Origin of the sequence: Limnohabitans sp., from assembly GCF_034680285.1 — a bacterium.
Lineage (GTDB): Bacteria > Pseudomonadota > Gammaproteobacteria > Burkholderiales > Burkholderiaceae_C > Limnohabitans_A.
This window is the reverse complement of the sequence record NZ_JAXITC010000002.1, coordinates 103,903-122,797: the sequence shown is the minus strand read 5'-3', so window position 1 is coordinate 122,797 and position 18,895 is coordinate 103,903. Positions and strand designations below refer to the sequence as shown.

The 18,895-nt window shown below is 58.6% G+C and carries 19 protein-coding genes; 11 read left to right on the top strand and 8 right to left on the bottom strand.

Features of this window, described 5'->3' with window-relative positions; all coding sequences use genetic code 11:
• The first annotated feature begins 41 nt into the window (after positions 1-41).
• Positions 42-1,505, top strand: coding sequence for a sensor histidine kinase (locus SWE17_RS02350; RefSeq protein ID WP_322991523.1), 1,464 nt, complete (start codon positions 42-44; stop codon positions 1,503-1,505).
• Positions 1,506-1,511: 6 nt separating this feature from the next.
• Here SWE17_RS02350 and SWE17_RS02345 read toward each other — a convergent pair whose 3' ends face one another.
• The 4 genes from SWE17_RS02345 to SWE17_RS02330 are packed head-to-tail and all read right to left on the bottom strand — an operon-like array spanning position 1,512 to position 3,885.
• Positions 1,512-2,171, bottom strand: coding sequence for a glutathione S-transferase family protein (locus SWE17_RS02345; RefSeq protein WP_322991522.1), 660 nt, complete (start codon positions 2,169-2,171; stop codon positions 1,512-1,514).
• 25 nt (positions 2,172-2,196) lie between these two features.
• Complete coding sequence (locus SWE17_RS02340) at positions 2,197-2,397, bottom strand: hypothetical protein (protein ID WP_322991521.1); 201 nt, start codon at positions 2,395-2,397, stop codon at positions 2,197-2,199.
• On the bottom strand, positions 2,394-3,167 hold the full coding sequence (locus SWE17_RS02335; protein WP_322991520.1) for a biotin--[acetyl-CoA-carboxylase] ligase: 774 nt from the start codon (positions 3,165-3,167) through the stop codon (positions 2,394-2,396). The genes SWE17_RS02340 and SWE17_RS02335 overlap by 4 nt, the downstream gene beginning before the upstream one ends.
• A gap of 31 nt (positions 3,168-3,198) precedes the next feature.
• Positions 3,199-3,885: an SET domain-containing protein gene (locus SWE17_RS02330; RefSeq protein WP_322991519.1), complete on the bottom strand. Its 687-nt coding sequence runs from the start codon at positions 3,883-3,885 to the stop codon at positions 3,199-3,201.
• 95 nt (positions 3,886-3,980) lie between these two features.
• On the opposite strand from SWE17_RS02330, the gene SWE17_RS02325 reads away from it, so the two are divergent.
• Positions 3,981-6,911, top strand: coding sequence for a DNA topoisomerase III (locus tag SWE17_RS02325; protein ID WP_322991518.1), 2,931 nt, complete (start codon positions 3,981-3,983; stop codon positions 6,909-6,911).
• A gap of 61 nt (positions 6,912-6,972) precedes the next feature.
• Here SWE17_RS02325 and SWE17_RS02320 read toward each other — a convergent pair whose 3' ends face one another.
• Positions 6,973-8,862, bottom strand: coding sequence for an acyl-CoA synthetase (locus tag SWE17_RS02320; RefSeq protein ID WP_322991517.1), 1,890 nt, complete (start codon positions 8,860-8,862; stop codon positions 6,973-6,975).
• A 108-nt stretch (positions 8,863-8,970) separates the two neighbouring features.
• Here SWE17_RS02320 and SWE17_RS02315 point away from each other — a divergent pair, with 108 nt between their 5' ends.
• Positions 8,971-9,864: an NAD(P)-dependent oxidoreductase gene (locus tag SWE17_RS02315; protein ID WP_322991516.1), complete on the top strand. Its 894-nt coding sequence runs from the start codon at positions 8,971-8,973 to the stop codon at positions 9,862-9,864.
• Between the two features lie 59 nt (positions 9,865-9,923).
• On the opposite strand, the gene gap is transcribed toward SWE17_RS02315, so the two are convergent.
• Positions 9,924-10,925: a type I glyceraldehyde-3-phosphate dehydrogenase gene (gene gap, locus SWE17_RS02310; protein WP_322991515.1), complete on the bottom strand. Its 1,002-nt coding sequence runs from the start codon at positions 10,923-10,925 to the stop codon at positions 9,924-9,926.
• A gap of 191 nt (positions 10,926-11,116) precedes the next feature.
• On the bottom strand, positions 11,117-12,022 hold the full coding sequence (locus tag SWE17_RS02305) for a LysR family transcriptional regulator (protein ID WP_322991514.1): 906 nt from the start codon (positions 12,020-12,022) through the stop codon (positions 11,117-11,119).
• A gap of 96 nt (positions 12,023-12,118) precedes the next feature.
• Between SWE17_RS02305 and SWE17_RS02300 the strand changes: the two genes are divergently transcribed.
• From SWE17_RS02300 to SWE17_RS02265, 8 genes are all read left to right on the top strand, one after another.
• Positions 12,119-12,916 (top strand): SDR family NAD(P)-dependent oxidoreductase, encoded by a 798-nt coding sequence (locus SWE17_RS02300; RefSeq protein WP_322991513.1) that lies wholly within the window; start codon positions 12,119-12,121, stop codon positions 12,914-12,916.
• A gap of 21 nt (positions 12,917-12,937) precedes the next feature.
• Positions 12,938-13,903 carry a tripartite tricarboxylate transporter substrate binding protein gene (locus SWE17_RS02295; protein ID WP_322991512.1) on the top strand — a complete coding sequence of 322 codons (966 nt, stop codon included), beginning with the start codon at positions 12,938-12,940 and terminating at the stop codon, positions 13,901-13,903.
• Complete coding sequence (locus tag SWE17_RS02290) at positions 13,900-14,427, top strand: carboxymuconolactone decarboxylase family protein (protein WP_322991511.1); 528 nt, start codon at positions 13,900-13,902, stop codon at positions 14,425-14,427. The genes SWE17_RS02295 and SWE17_RS02290 overlap by 4 nt, the downstream gene beginning before the upstream one ends.
• Before the next feature lie 10 nt (positions 14,428-14,437).
• A complete protein-coding gene (locus SWE17_RS02285; RefSeq protein WP_322991510.1) occupies positions 14,438-14,944 on the top strand; it encodes a hypothetical protein in 507 nt (168 codons plus the stop codon).
• Entirely contained in the window at positions 14,941-15,657 is a 717-nt protein-coding gene (locus tag SWE17_RS02280; RefSeq protein ID WP_322991509.1) for a 3-oxoacid CoA-transferase subunit A, read from the top strand. Before SWE17_RS02285 ends, SWE17_RS02280 begins: the two co-directional genes overlap by 4 nt.
• A 9-nt stretch (positions 15,658-15,666) precedes the next feature.
• Positions 15,667-16,320, top strand: a complete 654-nt coding sequence (locus tag SWE17_RS02275) for a 3-oxoacid CoA-transferase subunit B (RefSeq protein ID WP_322991508.1) — start codon at positions 15,667-15,669, stop codon at positions 16,318-16,320.
• A gap of 8 nt (positions 16,321-16,328) precedes the next feature.
• Positions 16,329-17,222: an amidohydrolase family protein gene (locus tag SWE17_RS02270; RefSeq protein ID WP_322991507.1), complete on the top strand. Its 894-nt coding sequence runs from the start codon at positions 16,329-16,331 to the stop codon at positions 17,220-17,222.
• A gap of 163 nt (positions 17,223-17,385) precedes the next feature.
• Complete coding sequence (locus SWE17_RS02265; protein ID WP_322991506.1) at positions 17,386-17,634, top strand: hypothetical protein; 249 nt, start codon at positions 17,386-17,388, stop codon at positions 17,632-17,634.
• Positions 17,635-17,728: 94 nt separating this feature from the next.
• On the opposite strand, the gene SWE17_RS02260 is transcribed toward SWE17_RS02265, so the two are convergent.
• A complete protein-coding gene (locus SWE17_RS02260) occupies positions 17,729-18,880 on the bottom strand; it encodes an alkane 1-monooxygenase (protein ID WP_322991505.1) in 1,152 nt (383 codons plus the stop codon).
• Positions 18,881-18,895 lie beyond the last annotated feature (15 nt).

Here is an 18,895-nt window from a genome sequence, read left to right as displayed (position 1 = left end):
GATTTGAAATCCACATTCGCAGCAACAAGGACCAGCACGCCATGAAGTCTCGCGGCTGGGGTGTGCGACTTTTCAAGCGTGAGCAGCGCTCCTTGTTCGGCGAAATCCTGGATTGGATGCTCACGCCCTTGCTCTTGCTGTGGCCGATCAGCTTGGCCTTGACCTGGTTGGTGGCGCAGGGCTTGGCCAACAAACCCTTTGACCGTGCCTTGATTTACAACGTGCAAGCGCTGGCGCAACAGGTCAAGCTGGGGCCAGACAAACGCGTGCAGTTCAACTTGCCGCAACCGGCCAGTGAACTGCTGCGTGCCGATGAGACCGACTTGGTCTATTACCAAGTGCTGGGTGGTGCCAAAGAGCACCTGAGCGGTGAGCGCGATTTGCCCATGCCACCGAGCGATCAAGACAAGGGCAGCAGTTACGAAGTGCACATTCGCGACGACGAAATGCGCGGCTTGGAAGTGCGTGTGGCCTACACCTGGATCCGCCTGGACGCTGAGGGCAAAAATCCGGCTTTGGTACAGGTGGCCGAAACGCGTGAAAAGCGCTCGGTGCTGGCGGCCGAGATCATCAAGGGCGTGATGCTGCCCCAGTTCGCCTTGTTGCCCTTGGCGGTGCTGTTGGTGTGGCTGGCACTGGTGCGCGGCATCAAACCCTTGTCGCAGCTGGAGGAGCGAATCCGCGCCCGCAAACCCGACGATCTGAGCCCACTCGACGACAAAGCCGTGCCCATGGAGGTGGCACCCTTGGTGGTCTCGGTGAACGATCTGCTTGAGCGCTTGAAAGACTCCATCGTCACGCAAAAACGTTTCTTGGCCGACGCTGCGCACCAACTCAAGACCCCTTTGGCCGGTTTGCGCATGCAGGCCGATTTGGCGCAGCGTTCGGGCTCGAGTGAAGAGGATTTGAAGAAATCGTTGAAGCAGATTGGACGCGCCAGCGTTCAGGCCACCCACACCGTGAACCAGTTGTTGTCATTGGCACGCGCCGAAGGCGGCGGCGTGCACCAGTCCCAACAAAGTTGCGACGTGGTCACACTGGCCAGCGATGTCTTACAAGACTGTCTGCCAGGCGCCATGGACAAAGGCTTGGACCTGGGCTACGAAGGCGTGGACCCGGGCACGCCGGGCGCACAGGTGATGGGCAACCCTATCCTGCTCAAGGAAATGCTGCGCAACCTCGTGGAAAACGCGGTGCATTACACACCCAGCACGCCCGAGCGCCAAGGCGTGGTCACGGTGCGCGTGTTGGTCGACCCCTACAGCAAAGCCTTGGTCATTCAGGTCGAAGACAACGGCCTCGGCATTCCGGTGGCTGAGCGTGAACTGGTGTTTCAGCCCTTTTACCGTGCGCTGGGCACCAACGTGGACGGGTCGGGCTTGGGCCTGCCCATCGTCAAGGAAATTGCTCAGCAGCACGGGGCTTCCATCACGGTGGATGCGTCACACCCCGGGCACACCCCCCCGGGTGCATGCTTCACGCTGCGCTTCAGTCCTTTGGCGTGAACCCGCTCAGGCGGGCTTGCCCATGTTCAGTTGTAAACGCTCGCGCTCGATCACCCGGGCGACAGCAGGCTCTGACGCGACTTTTTGCACAAAGGCCCACAGCACGGGGTGTTCTTCGGGTGCAATGCCGGCGATCGTTCCCCATCGCGTGAGTGTCAGGCTGTAGGCGTCGAGCGGGCCGAATCGGTCACCGCTGAGCCAAGCTTGACCTTGGCTTGCGGCCTTTTCCACCAGCGCTTGCAATTCGCCCAACATGCCGCGAAACAATTGGATGTTGTAGGGTTTGAGTGACGCTTGCACTTCGGGCAGGTCCGAGAACTTTTGCGGCATGAAAATGTGCGTGAAAGTGGGGTGAACCGTGTTGTTCATCCAAGCCAAGGTGGACAAGGCTTGGGCACGGGCCAGCGGCTCGGTGGGCAGAAAACCCATTTCAGGGAACACTTGGTCCAGGTGCAGCACGATGGCCAAAATTTGCGTGATGGCTTGGCCGTTGCTCACCAGCACGGGCACCTGGCCGCGTGGGTTGATGGCTTTGTAGTCATCGCTGTTTTGCTCACCTTTGTACAGCTTGACCATGCTCGGCTCAAACTCGGCGCCGCTCATCTCTAACAGGGCATGGGGCACAAAAGAGCAAGCACCCGGGGAGAAGTAAAGTTTCAGGGTCATGGTCAATCTCGGTTTTCAGTGGGTTTTAAGGGGTTTCAGCGGCCAAGCGTTTCGCCACAGCTTCAGGGCTTTCGATGGTCAAGGCTTCTGGGCGAATCTGTTGGCCCAGCCGCTCAGGCTCGCGTGCGGTGTTGGGGCCAAAGCCCCAGCGTGCAAAAGCGTCCCACTGCCAAGCCAGTGTGAGGGCATTCAAGACCAACAAAACAGCGATCAAAAAACGGGTCATGGCTTCGGGTCCGAAACAGGAAAGGGTCTGACGCTGATCTCGGCGCTGTGGATTTCTTGCACCCCCGCATCGGTCTGCAAGCGCAAGGCGCCTGTGGGGCCGACACCCAGCGCCTCACCCACTTGGCCATCGCTGGTGTGAACCCGGCGGCCCTTGAGTGCATCACGCGATTCAAATCGGCCTTGCAGCGGCGCAAAGCCTTCGCTCTCGAATGTGAGCAGCGTCTGGATGAGCGGGAGAGCCACGCGTGCCAAACATGCGGGCCCGGTCAAGTTGGGTAGCAATTCGGTCAAGGCAGCAGGCGGTGTGTTCAGGCCGTCGGCTCCGCGCAGACGAATGTTCAGTCCCACGCCCACCACCACTTGGCTGCGCCCAGCCATGCTGGCCGCTTCCACCAAGATGCCGCCGATTTTGCGGTCTTCGAACCACAAATCGTTGGGCCATTTCAGCTGCACACCCGGATGCAGGCTCTCCGCCAAGCTCAAGCCCACGGCCAAAGACAAGCCGGACCAGTCTTGGGGTGCGAGGGACAAGCTCAGTGAGAAGGTGAGCGAGTCGCCAGGCTGGCTTTGCCAGGCACGTCCCATCCGGCCCCTGCCCTGAGTTTGACGCTCGGCCACCAGCAAGGTCGCTTCATGTTGGCCTGCGCGCGCCCGGCGCATGAGTTCGCTGTTGCTCGAATCGATCTCGGGCAGCACTTCGACCGTGAAGTCGGGCAACAGGGGGAAGACCTGTTCCCAAATTGCTTCAGCGGGCCAAGGGGTGTTCATCCGAGGGGCAAGGGCTGCAGGCCAGCAGGCGTCAGCGCTTTTTGGCCGACTTTGGGGCCTTTTCCGCTTTGACGGGCTTGGCGTCTTTGGCCGACTTCTTGCCCTTCAAGGCCTTGTCGGCTTTTGCAGGCTTGGCCACTTTGCCTTTGGATTTGACTTCAGGCTTGACTTGGGTCTTGCCCTTTTTTTGCTTGGGAGTCTTGGGGGTGTCTGCGCGGTCTTTGGGGGAGAGCAGCGTGCCGCGGCAGTTCTTGGCACCGCACCAGCAGGGGTACTCGGCCTTGAGCTTCTTGGTGTAGGGCTCGTCGATGATCAGACCGTAGTCGTAGTTCAGCTCTTCACCCGCCTTGATGTTGCGGATCGCCTTGATGAAGATGCGGTCATTGTCTTCGTCGGCTTCACAGTTGGGGTTGCAGCTGTGGTTGATCCAGCGCGAAGAGTTGCCGCCAAACAGCGCGTCAATGACACGGTCTTCGTTCACATGGAAGTAGAAGGTGTGGTTTGGGTCTTTGGGGTCGTGGGGGTGGCGGTCTTGCGCCTCGTCCCAGCTGATGACCTCGCCCACGTACTCGATCAGGGTTTCGCCTTCAGCGATGTCCTGCAGCGCGAAGACGCCTTTGCCATGCACACCTGAGCGGCGCACCTGAATGCGTTTGCCTGAAGCAACAGCAGGTTTGTCGGTGGAGCGGCTGGGGGATGAAACAAGGGTTTTGGCCACGGCGTCAAAAATTTGTTATGGTGAATTCATGTGGGCGCGTGCGTGAGCGCGTGCCCGGGCGCGTGCGCACACGCGAGACAACGGATTGTAATGACATGAAGACCTTGGTAATTGCAGAGAAGCCTTCGGTGGCTCAAGACATCGTCAAAGCCTTGACCCCGACCTCGGGCAAGTTCGAGAAACACGATGACCACTTTGAGAACGACACCTACGTCGTGACCAGCGCTGTGGGTCACCTGGTGGAGATCCAGGCCCCCGAGCAGTACGACGTGAAACGCGGCAAGTGGAGCTTTGCCAACTTGCCGGTGATTCCGCCACACTTTGACTTGAAGCCGGTGGACAAAACCAAGAGCCGCCTCTCTGCGGTGGTCAAGCAGGCCAAGCGCAAAGACGTGAACGCCCTCATCAATGCCTGTGACGCGGGGCGCGAGGGGGAATTGATCTTCCGCTTGATCGAGCAGTATGCAGGCGGCACCAAGACGCTGGACAAGCCCGTGCAGCGCCTGTGGCTGCAATCCATGACGCCACAAGCCATCCGAGACGGTTTTGACAACCTGCGCACCAACACCCAGATGCAGGGCCTGGCCGATGCCGCCCGTAGCCGGTCTGAGGCCGATTGGCTGGTGGGCATCAACGGCACGCGTGCCATGACCGCCTTCAATTCGCGCGACGGCGGCTTCTTCTTGACCACCGTGGGCCGGGTGCAAACCCCCACGCTGGCCGTGGTGGTGGAGCGCGAAGAGCAGATTCGCAAGTTTGTGAGCCGTGACTATTGGGAAATCCATGCCGAGTTCGCGGCCACCGCCGGGACCTACCCCGGCAAGTGGTTCGACCCTAAGTGGAAGAAAGAAGAAGACGCTGAGAAAAAAGCCGACCGGAAATGGACAGCTGCCGAGGCGCAAGCCATTGTGGACGCTGTGCGCGGCAAAACGGCCAGCGTGACCGAAGAGGCCACGCCCACCACACAAGCCAGCCCTGGCCTGTTTGACCTGACCAGCCTGCAGCGAGAAGCCAACGGCAAGTTCGGCTTCTCGGCCAAGACCACGCTGGCGCTGGCACAAAGCCTGTACGAACGTCACAAGGCCCTGACCTACCCCCGTACCGACTCGCGTCACTTGCCCGAAGACTATGTGCCCGTGGCCAAACAGACTTTCGAGATGCTGGCGGACAGCGGCATGAAGCACTTGGCCCCACACGCCCTCACCGCGCTCAACAACAGTTATGTGCGCAAGATCCCGCGTGTGTTCGACAACAAAAAGGTCTCGGACCACTTCGCCATCATCCCTACGTTGCAAGCGCCCAGCGGCCTGTCTGAGGCCGAGCAAAAGCTGTATGACCTGGTGGTGCGCCGCTTTATGGCGGTGTTCTTCCCCAGCGCCGAATACCAAGTGACCACCCGCATCAGCGTGGCCGCAGGCCACAGCTTCAAGACGGTGGGCAAGGTGCTGGTAAAGCCGGGCTGGTTGGCCATTTACGGCAAAGAAGCCGCAGAAGAAGTGGAAGACGCCAAGGACGGCGACAAAGGCCAGAACCTGGTGCCCGTGCAGCCGGGCGAACAGGTCGGTGTGGACTCGGTGGAGGCCAAGGGCCTGAAGACCCGCCCCCCGGCACGTTATTCAGAAGCCACGCTGTTGGGCGCGATGGAAGGCGCGGGCAAGATGGTCGACGACGACGAGCTGCGCGAAGCCATGCAAGAAAAAGGCTTGGGCACACCTGCCACCCGCGCTGCCACCATCGAAGGCCTGATCAACGAGAAATACATGCTGCGCGAAGGCCGCGAGATGATCCCGACGGCCAAGGCCTTCCAGCTCATGACGCTGCTGCGTGGTCTGCAGGTGGAAGAACTCTCCAAACCTGAGTTGACCGGGGAGTGGGAATACAAGCTCGCCCAAATGGAGCAAGGCAAATTGAGCCGCGCCACCTTCATGGCCGAGATCGCGGCCATGACCGAGCACATTGTCAAGAAAGCCAAAGAGTACGACCGCGACACTGTGCCCGGTGACTACGCCACCGTCACCACGCCCTGCCCCACCTGTGGTGGCGTGGTGAAAGAAAACTACCGACGTTACACCTGCACGGGTATCGACGGCGCCAGCGAAGGCTGCGGTTTCTCGTTTGGCAAGACGCCTGCAGGCCGCACTTTTGAGCCAGCCGAAGTCGAGCAATTCATGCGTGACAAAAAGATCGGGCCGCTGGAAGGCTTCCGTTCCAAAGCCGGTTGGCCTTTTGTGGCCGAGATGGCGCTCAAGTACAACGAAGAAGAAAAGAACTGGAAGCTCGAGTTCGACTTCGGTGACGACAAGAAGAACGAAGAGAGTGGCGAGATTGTTGAGTTCACCGACGAGTCGCTGGGCGTCTGCCCCAAGTGCGGCAGCCCGGTGCATGAGCACGGCAGCAACTACGTTTGCAGCAAAGCCGTTCCCACCAACGAGCAACCCACGCCCAGCTGCGACTTCAAGAGTGGCAAGATCATCTTGCAGCAACCGGTGGAGCGCGAGCAGGTGACCAAGCTGTTAGCAACCGGCAAGACCGATTTGCTCGACAAATTCATCAGCAACCGCACCCGCCGAAGCTTCAAGGCCATGCTGGCCTGGAACCCCGAAGAGGGCAAGGTGACGTTTGAGTTTGAGCAGCGCGAAGGCGGCAAGAAGTACCCACCCCGCAAAACGGTAGCCAAAAAGACGCCGTTTGGCAAGGTGGCGGTGAAGAAAGCCGCGGCCAAAACCACGTCAGCCAAAACACCCGCTGCCAAAAAAGTCGCCAAGACTGCCGCGCCCAAAGCGCCGCGCAAAGCGGCTGTGGGCACCTTGAAGCCCAGCGTTTCATTGGCCGCCGTGATCGGTGACGGCACCTATGCCCGCACCGAGGTGGTCAAGAAAATCTGGGACTACATCAAGGCCAACAACCTGCAAGACCCGGCAGACAAGCGCTCCATCAAGGCCGATGGCAAGCTGCAAGCGGTGTTTGGCAAGGACAGCGCCACCATGTTCGAGTTGGCCGGGATCATCGGCAAGCACCTGAGCTGAGTCTGCACATGCCCCCCTGAAAAATGCCACGGTAGTTGTGGCATTTTTTGGACACAAGCTGTCAGGGCGCGTGCAGCACCAGCTTGACCGGCAGTGCGGCCAGCAGGGGCTGAAGGCTCGCCCAAACAGCTGCTGGCGTCGCGCGGCCATCGACCTCGACAGGCCCATCGCCTGCCGCATGCACGCTCGGCCATTGCGGTGCTGGGGTTTGCAAGGGTTTGAGCGCTTGGTCGATCAGGATCTGCACCACCGCCGCTGTGGCCAAGGTGCGCAGTTCGGGTTTGTAAATTTTCCCGACGTTGGTCACTGGCATGCGGTCAAGGATGGTGATGCGCTTGGGTTTGGCAGGGGCTTCGTCCACGCGCTCGGCAGTGAAGGCCAGCAGCTCGGCTTCGCTCACCTGTGCGCCTGCCTTGAGCGTGGCAAATGCCACAGGCAGTTCACCCGCATAGGCATCTGGCGCACCCACGGCGGCGCACAAGTCCACTGCAGGGTGCGCCCCCAAAGCGTCTTCGATCACCTTGGGGTCGATGTTGTGCCCCCCACGAATGATCAAGTCTTTGGCGCGGCCAGACAGGTGCAATCGACCTTGTTCGTCGATGAAGCCCACATCGCCGGTGATGAGCCAGCCATCCGGCGTGAAACTGCGTGCGGTTTCCGCTGCGTCCAGGTAGCCCGAGAACAAATTGGGGCCTTTGTAGAGCACCATGCCTTTGCCGCCAGCGGGCAGGTCCTGCCCGGTGGCTTGGTCGTCGTTGTTCAAGGCCACGATGCGCACCTGCGCATAGGGCAATGGCCAGCCCACACAGCCTGCCGGGGCGCTCAGGCCAGGCGGGGCCACGGTGCTCAAACCTGCGGTCTCGGTCATGCCCAAGCTTTCGTTGATCTGCAGGCCAAAGGTTTGTTCGAAGCGCTGCGCCAGCTCAGGCGGCAGCGGCGCCGCCCCGGTGCGCACCGAGCGCAGGCGTGAGATGTCTGCGCCATCCAGCGGCACCCCCGCCAAAGCCGCCAGCACCGTGGGCACGCCCGACATCAGCGTGCAGCCGTGGTGCTCAGCCAGGCGCCAGTAGTTTTGCACCACTTCGCGGTTGCGAAACAGGCTGGGCGTGGGAATGATCACATGCATGCCGATGGCCAGTGAACACAGTGCGCCGGGCAGCACACCCGCTACATGGAACAGCGGGTAGCCGTTGATCGTCACGTCGGTGGGCTGAAAGCCTTGCATCGTGGCGTTGGCCCAAGCCGTGAAGACTTGCGCCCCATGGCTGTGCCGTGCCAGTTTGGGCGCACCCGTGGTGCCGCCCGTGTGGAAGTAAGCGGCGATGTCGCTCGGCTGGAAGACCCGCCCGCTCAGCAGGTGGTCGCTGACTTGTTGCTGGCGCAGGGCATGAAAGTCTTGTGTGCCTGGCGGCAGATCGGGTGGCAAGGGGGCGCCCTCCGGGTGAACCAGCAACACGGTTTTCAAGTCGGGCAATTGGGCTTGCAGTCGCAGCGCTTTTTCACGCAGGCGGCTGTCATCGTCTACGCCGTGGGCGATCAGCACTTTGGCTTGGCTGGCGCACAGCAGAGACAGCAGTTTGTCTTCGCTCAGCAAAGGGTTGAGCGGTTGCACAATGCCCGCCGCCTCGCCACCCCACAGGGCCAGGTGGTAGGCCAGACCGCCGGGCAGCAAGATGGCCACCACGTCTTGTGGACCCAGGTGCAGGCTGTGCAGCAAATTGGCTGTCTGGTGAATGCCTTGCAGCAAGTCACGGTAGGACCAAGTGGTTGAAGCGCCGCCCGGCCGCCCGGTGCTCAAAAATGTCAGGGCGGGTTGGTCTGCATGGGCTTGTGCGCTGGCGGCAATCAGTGTGTAGGTACTGGCCCAGGGCATGGTTTGTGCCAACGGGGTGGCTTCGATGTGCCGGATGTCGGCCAAGGACAAGACAGGGGATGTGGTGGTCAGGTGCATGCACGATGGTAGTCAGACTTTGAAGCTGTGAAGGCTGCCCAGGCGACACCCTGACCTTGGAATTTCTTCCAAAATGAACATCTCTTTCACCACACACCAGAGACTCACATGCAACACATCGGATTTGTCGGCGCTTCGGGTTTGATGGGCCATGGCATGGCCAAGAACATCCGGGCCAAGGGGTTTGATTTGTCGATCACGGTGCACCAGCGCACCGCGCCCGTGCAAGACCTGTTGGCCGCAGGTGCCCTTCAGGTGGGCAGTTATGCCGACTTGGCCGTCTGTGATGTGGTGCTCATTTGCGTGACCGGCTCACCCCAAGTCGAGGCGGTGGTGGCCGGGCCGGGCGGCTTGTTGTCCAAGGCACGCGCGGGCCTGATCGTCATCGACACCTCCACCAGCGAGCCCGAGTCCACCCGCCGCCTGGCTGGGCTGTGCGCTGCGCAAGGCGTGGTTTATGTGGACGCACCGCTCACACGCACGCCCATCGAGGCAGAGGCGGGCAAGCTCAATTCCATGGTGGGGGCGACGCCCGAGGTGTTTGCCCGCATCGAGCCAGTGATTCGCGCCTACAGCGAAAACGTGTTCCATGTGGGTGAGATGGGCGCAGGCCACGTCATCAAATTGCTCAACAACTTTGTGGCGCAGGCCATTTGCACCGCCACAGCAGAAGCCTTTGCGGTGGGGGCCAAGGCGGGGGTGGACTTGAACCAACTGGTGCAGGTCATCTCGGCTGGCGGCGTGAATTCGGGCCTGTTCCAGCTGATGGCCAAAACCCTGCAGGGGGACTACGGCGCCATGAAGTTCGAGCTGAACAACGCGGCCAAGGATTTGCGTTACTACTCTCACCTGACCGAGAGCATGAAAGTGCCCTCCATGATCGGCACCAGCGTGCACCAGGCCCTGAACACGGCCGTGGCTTTGGGTTATGGCAGCGAGATGGTGCCTTCGCTGGTCAAGGCGCAAGCCCAGCTCAACCAGGTCACGATCGTCAAGGCTTAAGGCCTTAGGTGGCTTGGCGGGTACGGCGCAAACCTTACCCTTAGCACGAGCGCGAGGGCTTATGCCTTGCCCACCACCCGCGCCATCTCGAGGCACTTGTTGGAGTAACCCCACTCGTTGTCGTACCAAGCCATCACCTTGATGAAGGTGCTGTCGAGCGCCATGCCCGCTTCGGCGTCGAACACACTGGTACACACCTCGCCCCGGAAATCGGTCGACACCACCTTGGCTTCGGTGTAGCCCAAAACGCCCTTTAAGGCCCCTTGGCTTTGCGCTTTCATCTCGGCACAAATTTCGGCATAGGTTGCCGGGGTGTTCAACTCGGCGGTCAAATCCACCAGCGACACATCGCTGGTGGGCACACGCACGGCTACGCCGGTCAGTCGGCCTTTGATCTCAGGAATCACCACACCCACCGCCTTGGCCGCGCCGGTGCTGCTGGGGATGATGTTCTCCAGAATGCCGCGTCCGCCGCGCCAGTCTTTGTTGCTGGGGCCATCCACGGTTTTTTGGGTGGCAGTGGTGGCATGCACCGTGGTCATCAGGCCGCGCTTGATGCCCCATTTGTCGTTCAGCACTTTGGTGATGGGGGCCAGCGCGTTGGTGGTGCAACTGGCGTTGCTGACGATGGCTTGACCCGCATACGACGCATGGTTCACCCCATAAACAAACATTGGCGTATCGTCTTTGGAGGGGGCCGACATCACCACCTTCTTGGCGCCCGCTGTCAAGTGTTTGCCCGCGCTGTCTTTGTCCAGAAACAAACCTGTGGCCTCGATGACCACGTCCGCGCCCACCTCGTTCCACTTGAGGTTGGCCGGGTCGCGCTCTTGTGTGAGGCGGATGCGTTGGCCATTCACGATCAGGGTGGAGCCCTCCACGGCCAGCGTGCCTTGAAAACGGCCATGCACACTGTCGTATTCCAGCATGTAGGCCAGGTATTCAGGCTCCAGCAGGTCGTTGATGCCCACGATCTGCACATCCTGGAAATTTTGCACTGCAGCGCGCAGTACCATGCGTCCGATGCGGCCAAAGCCGTTGATGCCGATCTTGGTGGTCATAGGGGTCTCACTTTCGTTAGAGGTATGAATGCAGCAGCCAGACAGCGACATAGGCGCTGGCGATGTAACCATCGTATTCGAACTTGTGAAACTTTATTACAGGGAATGCCCTGTCTCTTGGTTTGTTCGGGTTTAGTAACTCAGGAACTGTGCCAGTTCAAAAGATGAGTTTGTGGAGCGTTTGGACCCATTCAAGGGGTGGATGGCGCACGGCTGTTTCTAAAGTCCAGCCCGCGCAACAGCTTGCTGGTTTCGGTGGTCAACCTGTTCATGGGCCGTGCAGCTGGGATGGCCAAGATCAATTGGTTCCACATGGCCGGTGGGCCGATCGGTGAAAACGAAAACTTCGGGTTGTCCGCGCCCAAGTTCAAGGCGCTCTCCGGCAAGATAGAGCAAGCCATGGATGTCTCCACCAGCGCGAGCGCTGAGTGCACGGCACCCACCTCGGCAACGATGTTCAGATCAATTTTCTTGGGCAACAAAAAAGCATCAATCAGGTTTCTGATGGGGTTGGGGCGGCTGGGCAGCACCATGGGAAAGTCTTTCAGCATTGGCAGGCTGGCTTGTTTGGGCAAATGCACCGATGCGGGGGCCACCAGCATCAATCGTTCTCGCATCAAGGTTTCGTACTTCAGCAAGGGTGTGGGGGCAGGATCAAACAGCAACGCAATGTCGATGCGTCCGTTGATCAGCCCCTCTCTGAGCGACAAACTCAATCCTTCAACAACGGTGATCAGAGCGTTAGGCCATTGGGCTCTGAACCTTTGGATCAGGGGGACGCACAAACCCATGGAGACACGAGGCGGCAGACCCACCACGACTTTTCCGGTCGGGTCGTTTCTCATCTCTTTGATCTGAAACTTGGCCTCTTCAGCCGCGTTCAGCATGACTTTGGCGTGGGACATTAGCGCCAAACCAGCCTCTGTGATGTTGACCCCGCGCCCTGTCCTTTCCAGTAAGCGGTGGCCAAGTTCCTTTTCCAGCAAGGCAATTTGCCTGCTGAGGCTGGGCTGGGCGAGGTTGAGCGACACGGCGGCTTTGCTGAAACTGCCCCGTTCGACCACTTCAACAAAATAGGCCAGCTGCTTCAAATCCATAGTTTAAAAACATATCTGATATAGGTCGTATGTAGTTTACCTCTGGGTTTGATTCCTTCAAACTCTCTGAAATCAACTTCTATCAAGCGGTGAAATATGAATCGGTTCAAATCAAAAGTCGCCATCGTCACGGGTGCTGGTTGTGTAGGGTCCGGATGGGGAAATGGTCGTGCCATGGCCGTTCAGTTGGCGCAGGAGGGTGCCCGTGTCTTTGCCGTTGACCACGACCCAGAACGTCTGGCCGAAACCTTGGCGTTGGCCGGTGACGCCAAAGGCGCCATAGAAACGTATGCCTGCGATGTCACCAGCTCTGAAAGCATTCAAAAAATGGTTCAAGCGTGTTTGGACAAGTTTGGAACGATAGACATATTGATCAACAACGTGGGCGGTTCTGCTGCCGGTGGACCTGTTGAGATGAGCGAAGAGGTGTTTGACGCACAGATCAATGTCAATTTAAAAAGTGTTTTCTTGACCTGCAAATATGTATTGCCCACCATGATCGCCCAAAAAAGTGGTGCGATTGTCAACGTAGCCTCCACTTCAGGCATTCGTTGGACGGGCAGCGCACAGGTGGCGTATGCAGCCACCAAGGCGGGGGTGATTCAACTCTCCAAAGTGGTGGCGGTTCAGCATGCCCCTATGGGCATCCGCGTGAACACGGTGGTGCCTGGTCAACTCCACACGCCCATGGTGGAAGTGCGATTGGCAAAGCAACGCACGGGCGGCGATGTGGAGGCACTGTTGGCGTCTCGCGTCAAACGTATACCGCTTGGTTTTATGGGCGATGGCCGCGACACGGCCAATGCAGCATTATTTTTGGCGAGTGATGAGGCGCGCTTCATCACCGGGACCGAAATCATCGTCGACGGCGGCATGACAGCACGCTGCGATTAACATCAACCCAGGAGATCGACCATGAAAAAACGCACACTGCTCATCGCCCTTTTGTCTGTATTTTCTGCGCCATACGCTACGGCCCAAGTGACCAACAAGCCCTTGCGAATCATCGTGGCCTTTGCTCCCGGTGGCCCTGTGGACGCCATGGCGCGGACCATCGCCGAACCCTTGGGCAAGAGCCTTGGCCGCACGGTGATTGTCGAGAACAAGCCCGGCGCGAGCGGTGCGATCGGGGCAGGTGAAGTTTTGAAAAGCGAAGCCGATGGCAGTGTCATGTGGTTGACGAGTGTGGGTGCTGCGGCCATCAACCCAGCGCTCTTCCCCAAGCTGACGTACAACATGCAAAGGGATTTCACGCCTGTATCTTTGGTGGCCAACAACGTGGAGGTGTTTGTCGCCAATGAGAAAAATCCTGCCAAAGACGCCAAGGAGTTCATTGCCAACGCCAAAGCCAAGAAAGAGCCCACACCGATTGGCTCATCAGGCAAGGGCAGCATTCCCCATTTGGCTTTGGTGCAACTCGAACAATCGACCGGGGCAGATTTGTTGCATGTCCCATTCAATGGCATGGCGCCTGCCTTGAACAACCTCCTGGGTGGCCAAGTTGATGGTTTCTTTGCAGATGTGCCTGCTGTGATGGCACAAATCAAAGGTGGGCGTGTGAAAGCGCTGGGCATGGCCTCCAAGACCCGCCATCCCTTGCTGCCCGATGTGAAAACGTTTGAAGAACTAGGCTTCAAATCAGTGGACACCAACAACTGGTATGGCATGTTTGCGTCCGCTAAAACGTCGCCAGAGGTGATCAAGCAGTTGAACCGTGCGGTGCAACAAGCCGTTGCAGATCCAACGGCCAATGCCAAGATGACGCAATCGGGCGCCGAGCCTAAGTCGTCTACGCCAGAAGAGTTGGGTGCCATCCTCAAAGCGGATACCGAAAAGTGGGCGCAAGTGATCAAGTCTCGCAACATCACGGGTGACGAATGAGCACCGATCACATCCGCGTGCCTTTGGTGGTGCAAGGCACCAGGCCTGAGCTCAAAGAGATTGAGGACCGAATCCTTCAAGAGCGGGGCCGCATCTCACTGCTTTACCAAGTCTTGCTCAACAGCGCACCCATCGCCCAAGGGTGGGAGGGGATGCTCACTGCGGTGCGCAACAAAACATCGGTGCCTGCCGATTTGCGTGAGTTGATGATCTTGCGTGTGGCGGTGCTCAACAAGGCCAGTTTTGAATTTGAGGCCCACATTCCTCACGCTTTAAAAGCAGGCGTGTTGCAAGAAAAAATTGACGACATCCAATGGATGGACTTGTCGGCCAGATTCAGCCCCGAAGAAAAGCTGATCCTCACCATGACCGACCACATGACGCGTGACATTGAAGTGCCCGCCGCATTGATGCAAGAGGTGACCGCACGTTATGGTACGGGGCAAGTGGTTGAACTGGTGGCCACCGTGGCGGCGTACAACATGGTGTCCCGTTTTCTGGTGGCCCTGAACATTGTTCATTGATGGGGCAGCCATGACAACCCAATTCCTCATTGAGCAAGCAGGTGCTGCACAACCAGCGTTGGCGGCAACGCCATCCACCTTCACTTGGTGGAAGTCGGCCGATGGCCAGAACTGGCGTGCTTATGTTGATGGCCCTCCAGACACATCAGGCAAGGCGACAGAAATTCAGCTCTTGACTTCGTTGGAGGGTGCAAGCCATGGTGAGCGTGGCAACTACCACTACATTGTGGAGACCGACATCTCCACAGCGTCAGAAGAAGAATTCAATGCTTGGTACAACACTGAGCATTTGCCGGGTTTATCGCGAGTGCCTGGAACGATCCGTGCCCAGCGCTATTTGCGCCTTTCCGGTTCGCCCCGTTACATCGCCTGCTACGAATTGTTGTCCCCTGCAGTCATGGAAAGCCAGGAATGGTTGGCCATTCGGCACACGGCGTGGAGTTCCAGAATTCGCCCCATGTTCATGAACACCGTTCGCCAACTGTTTATTCGCCACACCTCTCAAGCGCCAACATGATCAACAAAATTGCAGATTCAATGGCGCAAGCTTTTGAAGGCGTTCAAGACGGCTCAACGGTGTTGATAGGCGGTTTTGGGACGGCAGGTATTCCCAATGAACTCATTGATGGCCTGATGGCTCAAGGCGCACGCGACCTGACCGTGGTCAACAACAATGCGGGCAACGGGGAGGCCGGATTGGCAGCGCTGCTCAAAGCAGGTCGTGTGAAAAAAATCATCTGCAGTTTTCCTCGCCAAGCCGATTCGCATGTGTTCGATGCACTTTATCGCAGCGGAAAAATTGAACTGGAGTTGGTGCCACAAGGCAACCTGGCCGAACGCCTTCGGGCTGCAGGCGCAGGTGTGGGGGCGTTTTTCACCCCCACGGGTTATGGCACCCCTTTGGCATTGAATGCGGACGGCACGCCCAAAGAGACCCGTTTCTTGGATGGCAAACACCAAGTTTTGGAATTCCCGATTCATGGTGATGTGGCCCTGATCAAAGCCGAGACAGGGGACCGGTGGGGCAATTTGGTGTACCGCAAAGCCGCCAGAAACTTTGGGCCTGTGATGGCCATGGCGGCTAAACGCACCATTGCAACTGTTCACCAAGTGGTGGAGCTGGGTCAGCTGGACCCTGAGTCCATTGTGACGCCAGGTATTTTTGTGAGCCACATCGTTCAGATCGACCACAAGGCCACCCTGGGCGGTGGCTTCAAGCCCTCGGTGTAAGGAACTTCTATGAACCCGTACAAACGACGCACCAAAGAAGAATTGGCCTCCAAAGTGGCCCAAGACATTCCTGAGGGTGCCTATGTCAATCTGGGCATTGGTCAGCCCACCTTGGTGGCCAACTTCATTCCCAAAGGTCGGGAAGTCGTTCTTCAAAGCGAAAACGGCATCCTCGGCATGGGCCCAGCCCCCGAAACGGGTGATGAAGATTTTGATTTGATCAATGCGGGCAAGCAGCCCGTGACTTTGCTCGCAGGTGGGGCATTCTTCCACCATGCAGACAGTTTTGCCATGATGCGTGGCGGCCATTTGGACATTTGCGTGCTGGGCGCATTTCAGGTTTCTGAAAAAGGGGATTTGGCCAACTGGAGCACGGGTGAGGTGGGTGCCATCCCTGCAGTGGGCGGTGCGATGGACTTGGCCGTTGGCGCACGCCAAACCTGGGTCATGATGGATTTGCTGACCAAGTCCGGAGACAGCAAACTGGTGGCGACTTGCACATACCCATTGACCGGCGTGGCTTGCGTTAGCCGCATTTATTCTGATTTGGCCACCCTGGCATGTGGACCCCATGGCCTCGAATTGATCGACATTGTCGATGGTCTGGATGTGTCTGAACTTTCCAAATTGATTGGATTGCCCGTGCGCCCTTTGCAGGCTTGAAAGCTGACATGAACACAACATCCTTAGACACCGTGGTCCAAACCTATTTGGATCAGCCTCGACTTCCCAAGCTGGTTTTACCCGCCAATGCCTGTGACAGCCATGTGCACGTGTTTGGTCCCATGTCGCGGTTTGCCTATTCACCACTGCGCCAGAACACACCCGCTGAAGCCCCGAAGGAAAAGCTGTTTGCGCTGCATGCAAAGATGGGCATCACCCGCTGTGTGATCGTTCAATCGATGACACACGGCACGGACAATGCCGTGATCGAGGATGCCATCGAGGCCGGGGGCGGACGCTACCTTGGCGTGGCTTTGGTGGAGATGGGTGTGAGCGATGAAGAGCTCAAAAGGTTGGCCGGTCGTGGATTTCGGGCGGTTCGTTTCAACTTCATGAAGCACCTTGCTGGCGGCCATGATGTGGCCGACGTGGTCAAACTCACGCCGCGTTTGGCCGCCGTAGGCATGCATTTACAGGTTCATTTTGAAAGCTTACTGGTGCACACCATTGGCCAAGAGCTGCCCAAAAGTGCCGTTCCCGTGGTCATCGACCACATGGGCCGAGTGGATGCCACTTTGGGTGAGGGCCACGAAGATTTCCAAGCCTTGATGAAGTTGTTAGACCACGCGCATTTGCATGTGAAAGTCAGCGGCATTGACCGCATTGAATCCACATCGCGTGCAGGCAGTGGCTACCCCTTGGGCGTGAAATTGGCAGCGCGCTTGGTGGAGAAGTTTCCGGACCAATGTGTCTGGGGTCTGGATTGGCCGCATCCGAACCACACACACATCCCGGACGATGGCGAACTGGTGGATGCACTGTCTGAAATTGCACCCACGCCCAAACAGCTGGAAAAGTTGTTGGTGGTGAACCCGCAGCGGTTGTACCAATTTCCCGTCTGAGGTGGGCCAGCCCAACGGATCGTTGGAAGCAGAATTTTCATCATTTATGCCATCCGTGTGCAGACCCACATACGGAAGGATGTGGGCGCTCAAGAATGACCAGGTGAATCAGGTGCACATGGTTCACACCTCGGCATCTTCACCCTTTTTGAAAGCGCTCACCATGACATTCGAAACCAAAACCCCCGTAACCGCTGCACCTGCGCCCACGTTGCTCAAGCCTGAGCAGCACCACAGCAAGGCAGCTGAGCATTTGGAATTGGCCGCCAAATCACACAAAGAAGTGGCCAAGCTCATCACCGCGAACGACCACACTGGCGCTCAAGCCCACGACAAAGTGGCGCAAGAGCACTTGATGCACGCTCAAACGCACGCAGAAGCCGCTAAAAAGGCCATGCCTGCCGCCAAGTGATCAACTTGTAGCTTGTAAAAAGCTGCCTGCCTCACAAGGGACGGCAGCTTTTTCCTTTGGGATATCCGCCACTGTGCCCAATGTGATGCATGGCTCAATTCCATGTCTTCATGAGTTTTTTTCGAGCCGACGTTTGCAGGTTGACCAAACCCAAGTCGCCGCCATAGTGCGCCATCACGCGTGGGTCTATCCACGCAAACCACAGGGGTGGCAGATAAGCCACCGTGATCATGGTGGCGTAGCCAGCGGGCAGTTGCGGCGCAGCTGCGAAATGCCGGAGTGCTTGGTATCGCCGACTGGGATGTGCGTGGTGGTCCGAATGCCTTTGCAGCTGGTAAAGCAACAAGTTGCCCACCAAGTGGTTGCTGTTCCAGGAGTGCTCGGGCTCGCAGCGCACATAGCGGCCAGACGCGTCACGCTGGCGCAGCAAACCGTAGTGCTCCACATAGTTCACCACCTCCAACATGGAGGACGCATACACGGCCTGCACCAGCAAAAAGGGCAGCGCCACCCAGCCCAACCACGCCACCAGAGCGCCAAACAAGAGCAGCGTTAAACCCCATGCTTGCAGGTTGTGGTTTTGCAGATGCCAAACGCTGTGGCCTTGTTTGTTCAAGCGTTCTTGTTCCAGAGCCCAGGCCGATTGCAAGCTGCCCCACACCGAGCGCGGCAAGAAGGCCCAAAAGCTTTCACCCATGCGTGCGCTGGCCGGGTCTTCCGGGGTGGCCACGCGTTTGTGGTGCCCCCGGTTGTGCTCTACAAAGAAGTGGCCGTACGCACTGGGTGCCAATGCGATCTTGGACAGCCAGCGGTCTAGGGCCTCTTTTTTGTGGCCCAGCTCGTGCGCGGTGCCAATGCCAATGCCGTTGATGGCCCCGACCGTCAACACCAAGGCTACATAGCCCATCCAGGGCAAGGGCTGCGTGGCCGCGATCCAGGCGCCCAACACGGTGCCGATCCATTGCACGGGCACATAGGCCCACACCAAGGCGCGGTAAAACACGTCTTGGTCGAGCTGCGCCACCGCAGACTCGGGCGGGTTGCTAAAGTCTTCGCCAAACACGCGGTCGAGCAGTGGCAACAAGACATGGATCACCACCGGGGCCAGGAGCATGCACCACCATTGGCCCGTCCAGACGAAAGCCAGCAAGGAGGCCGTGAACGCCAGGGGTATGGAAGGACTCAGCAGCCACCACCAACGCTTGTCTTGCCAATCCTCTTTGAATTCAAGCGCTGCGTTGCTCATGGCTGAGGCCTGTTG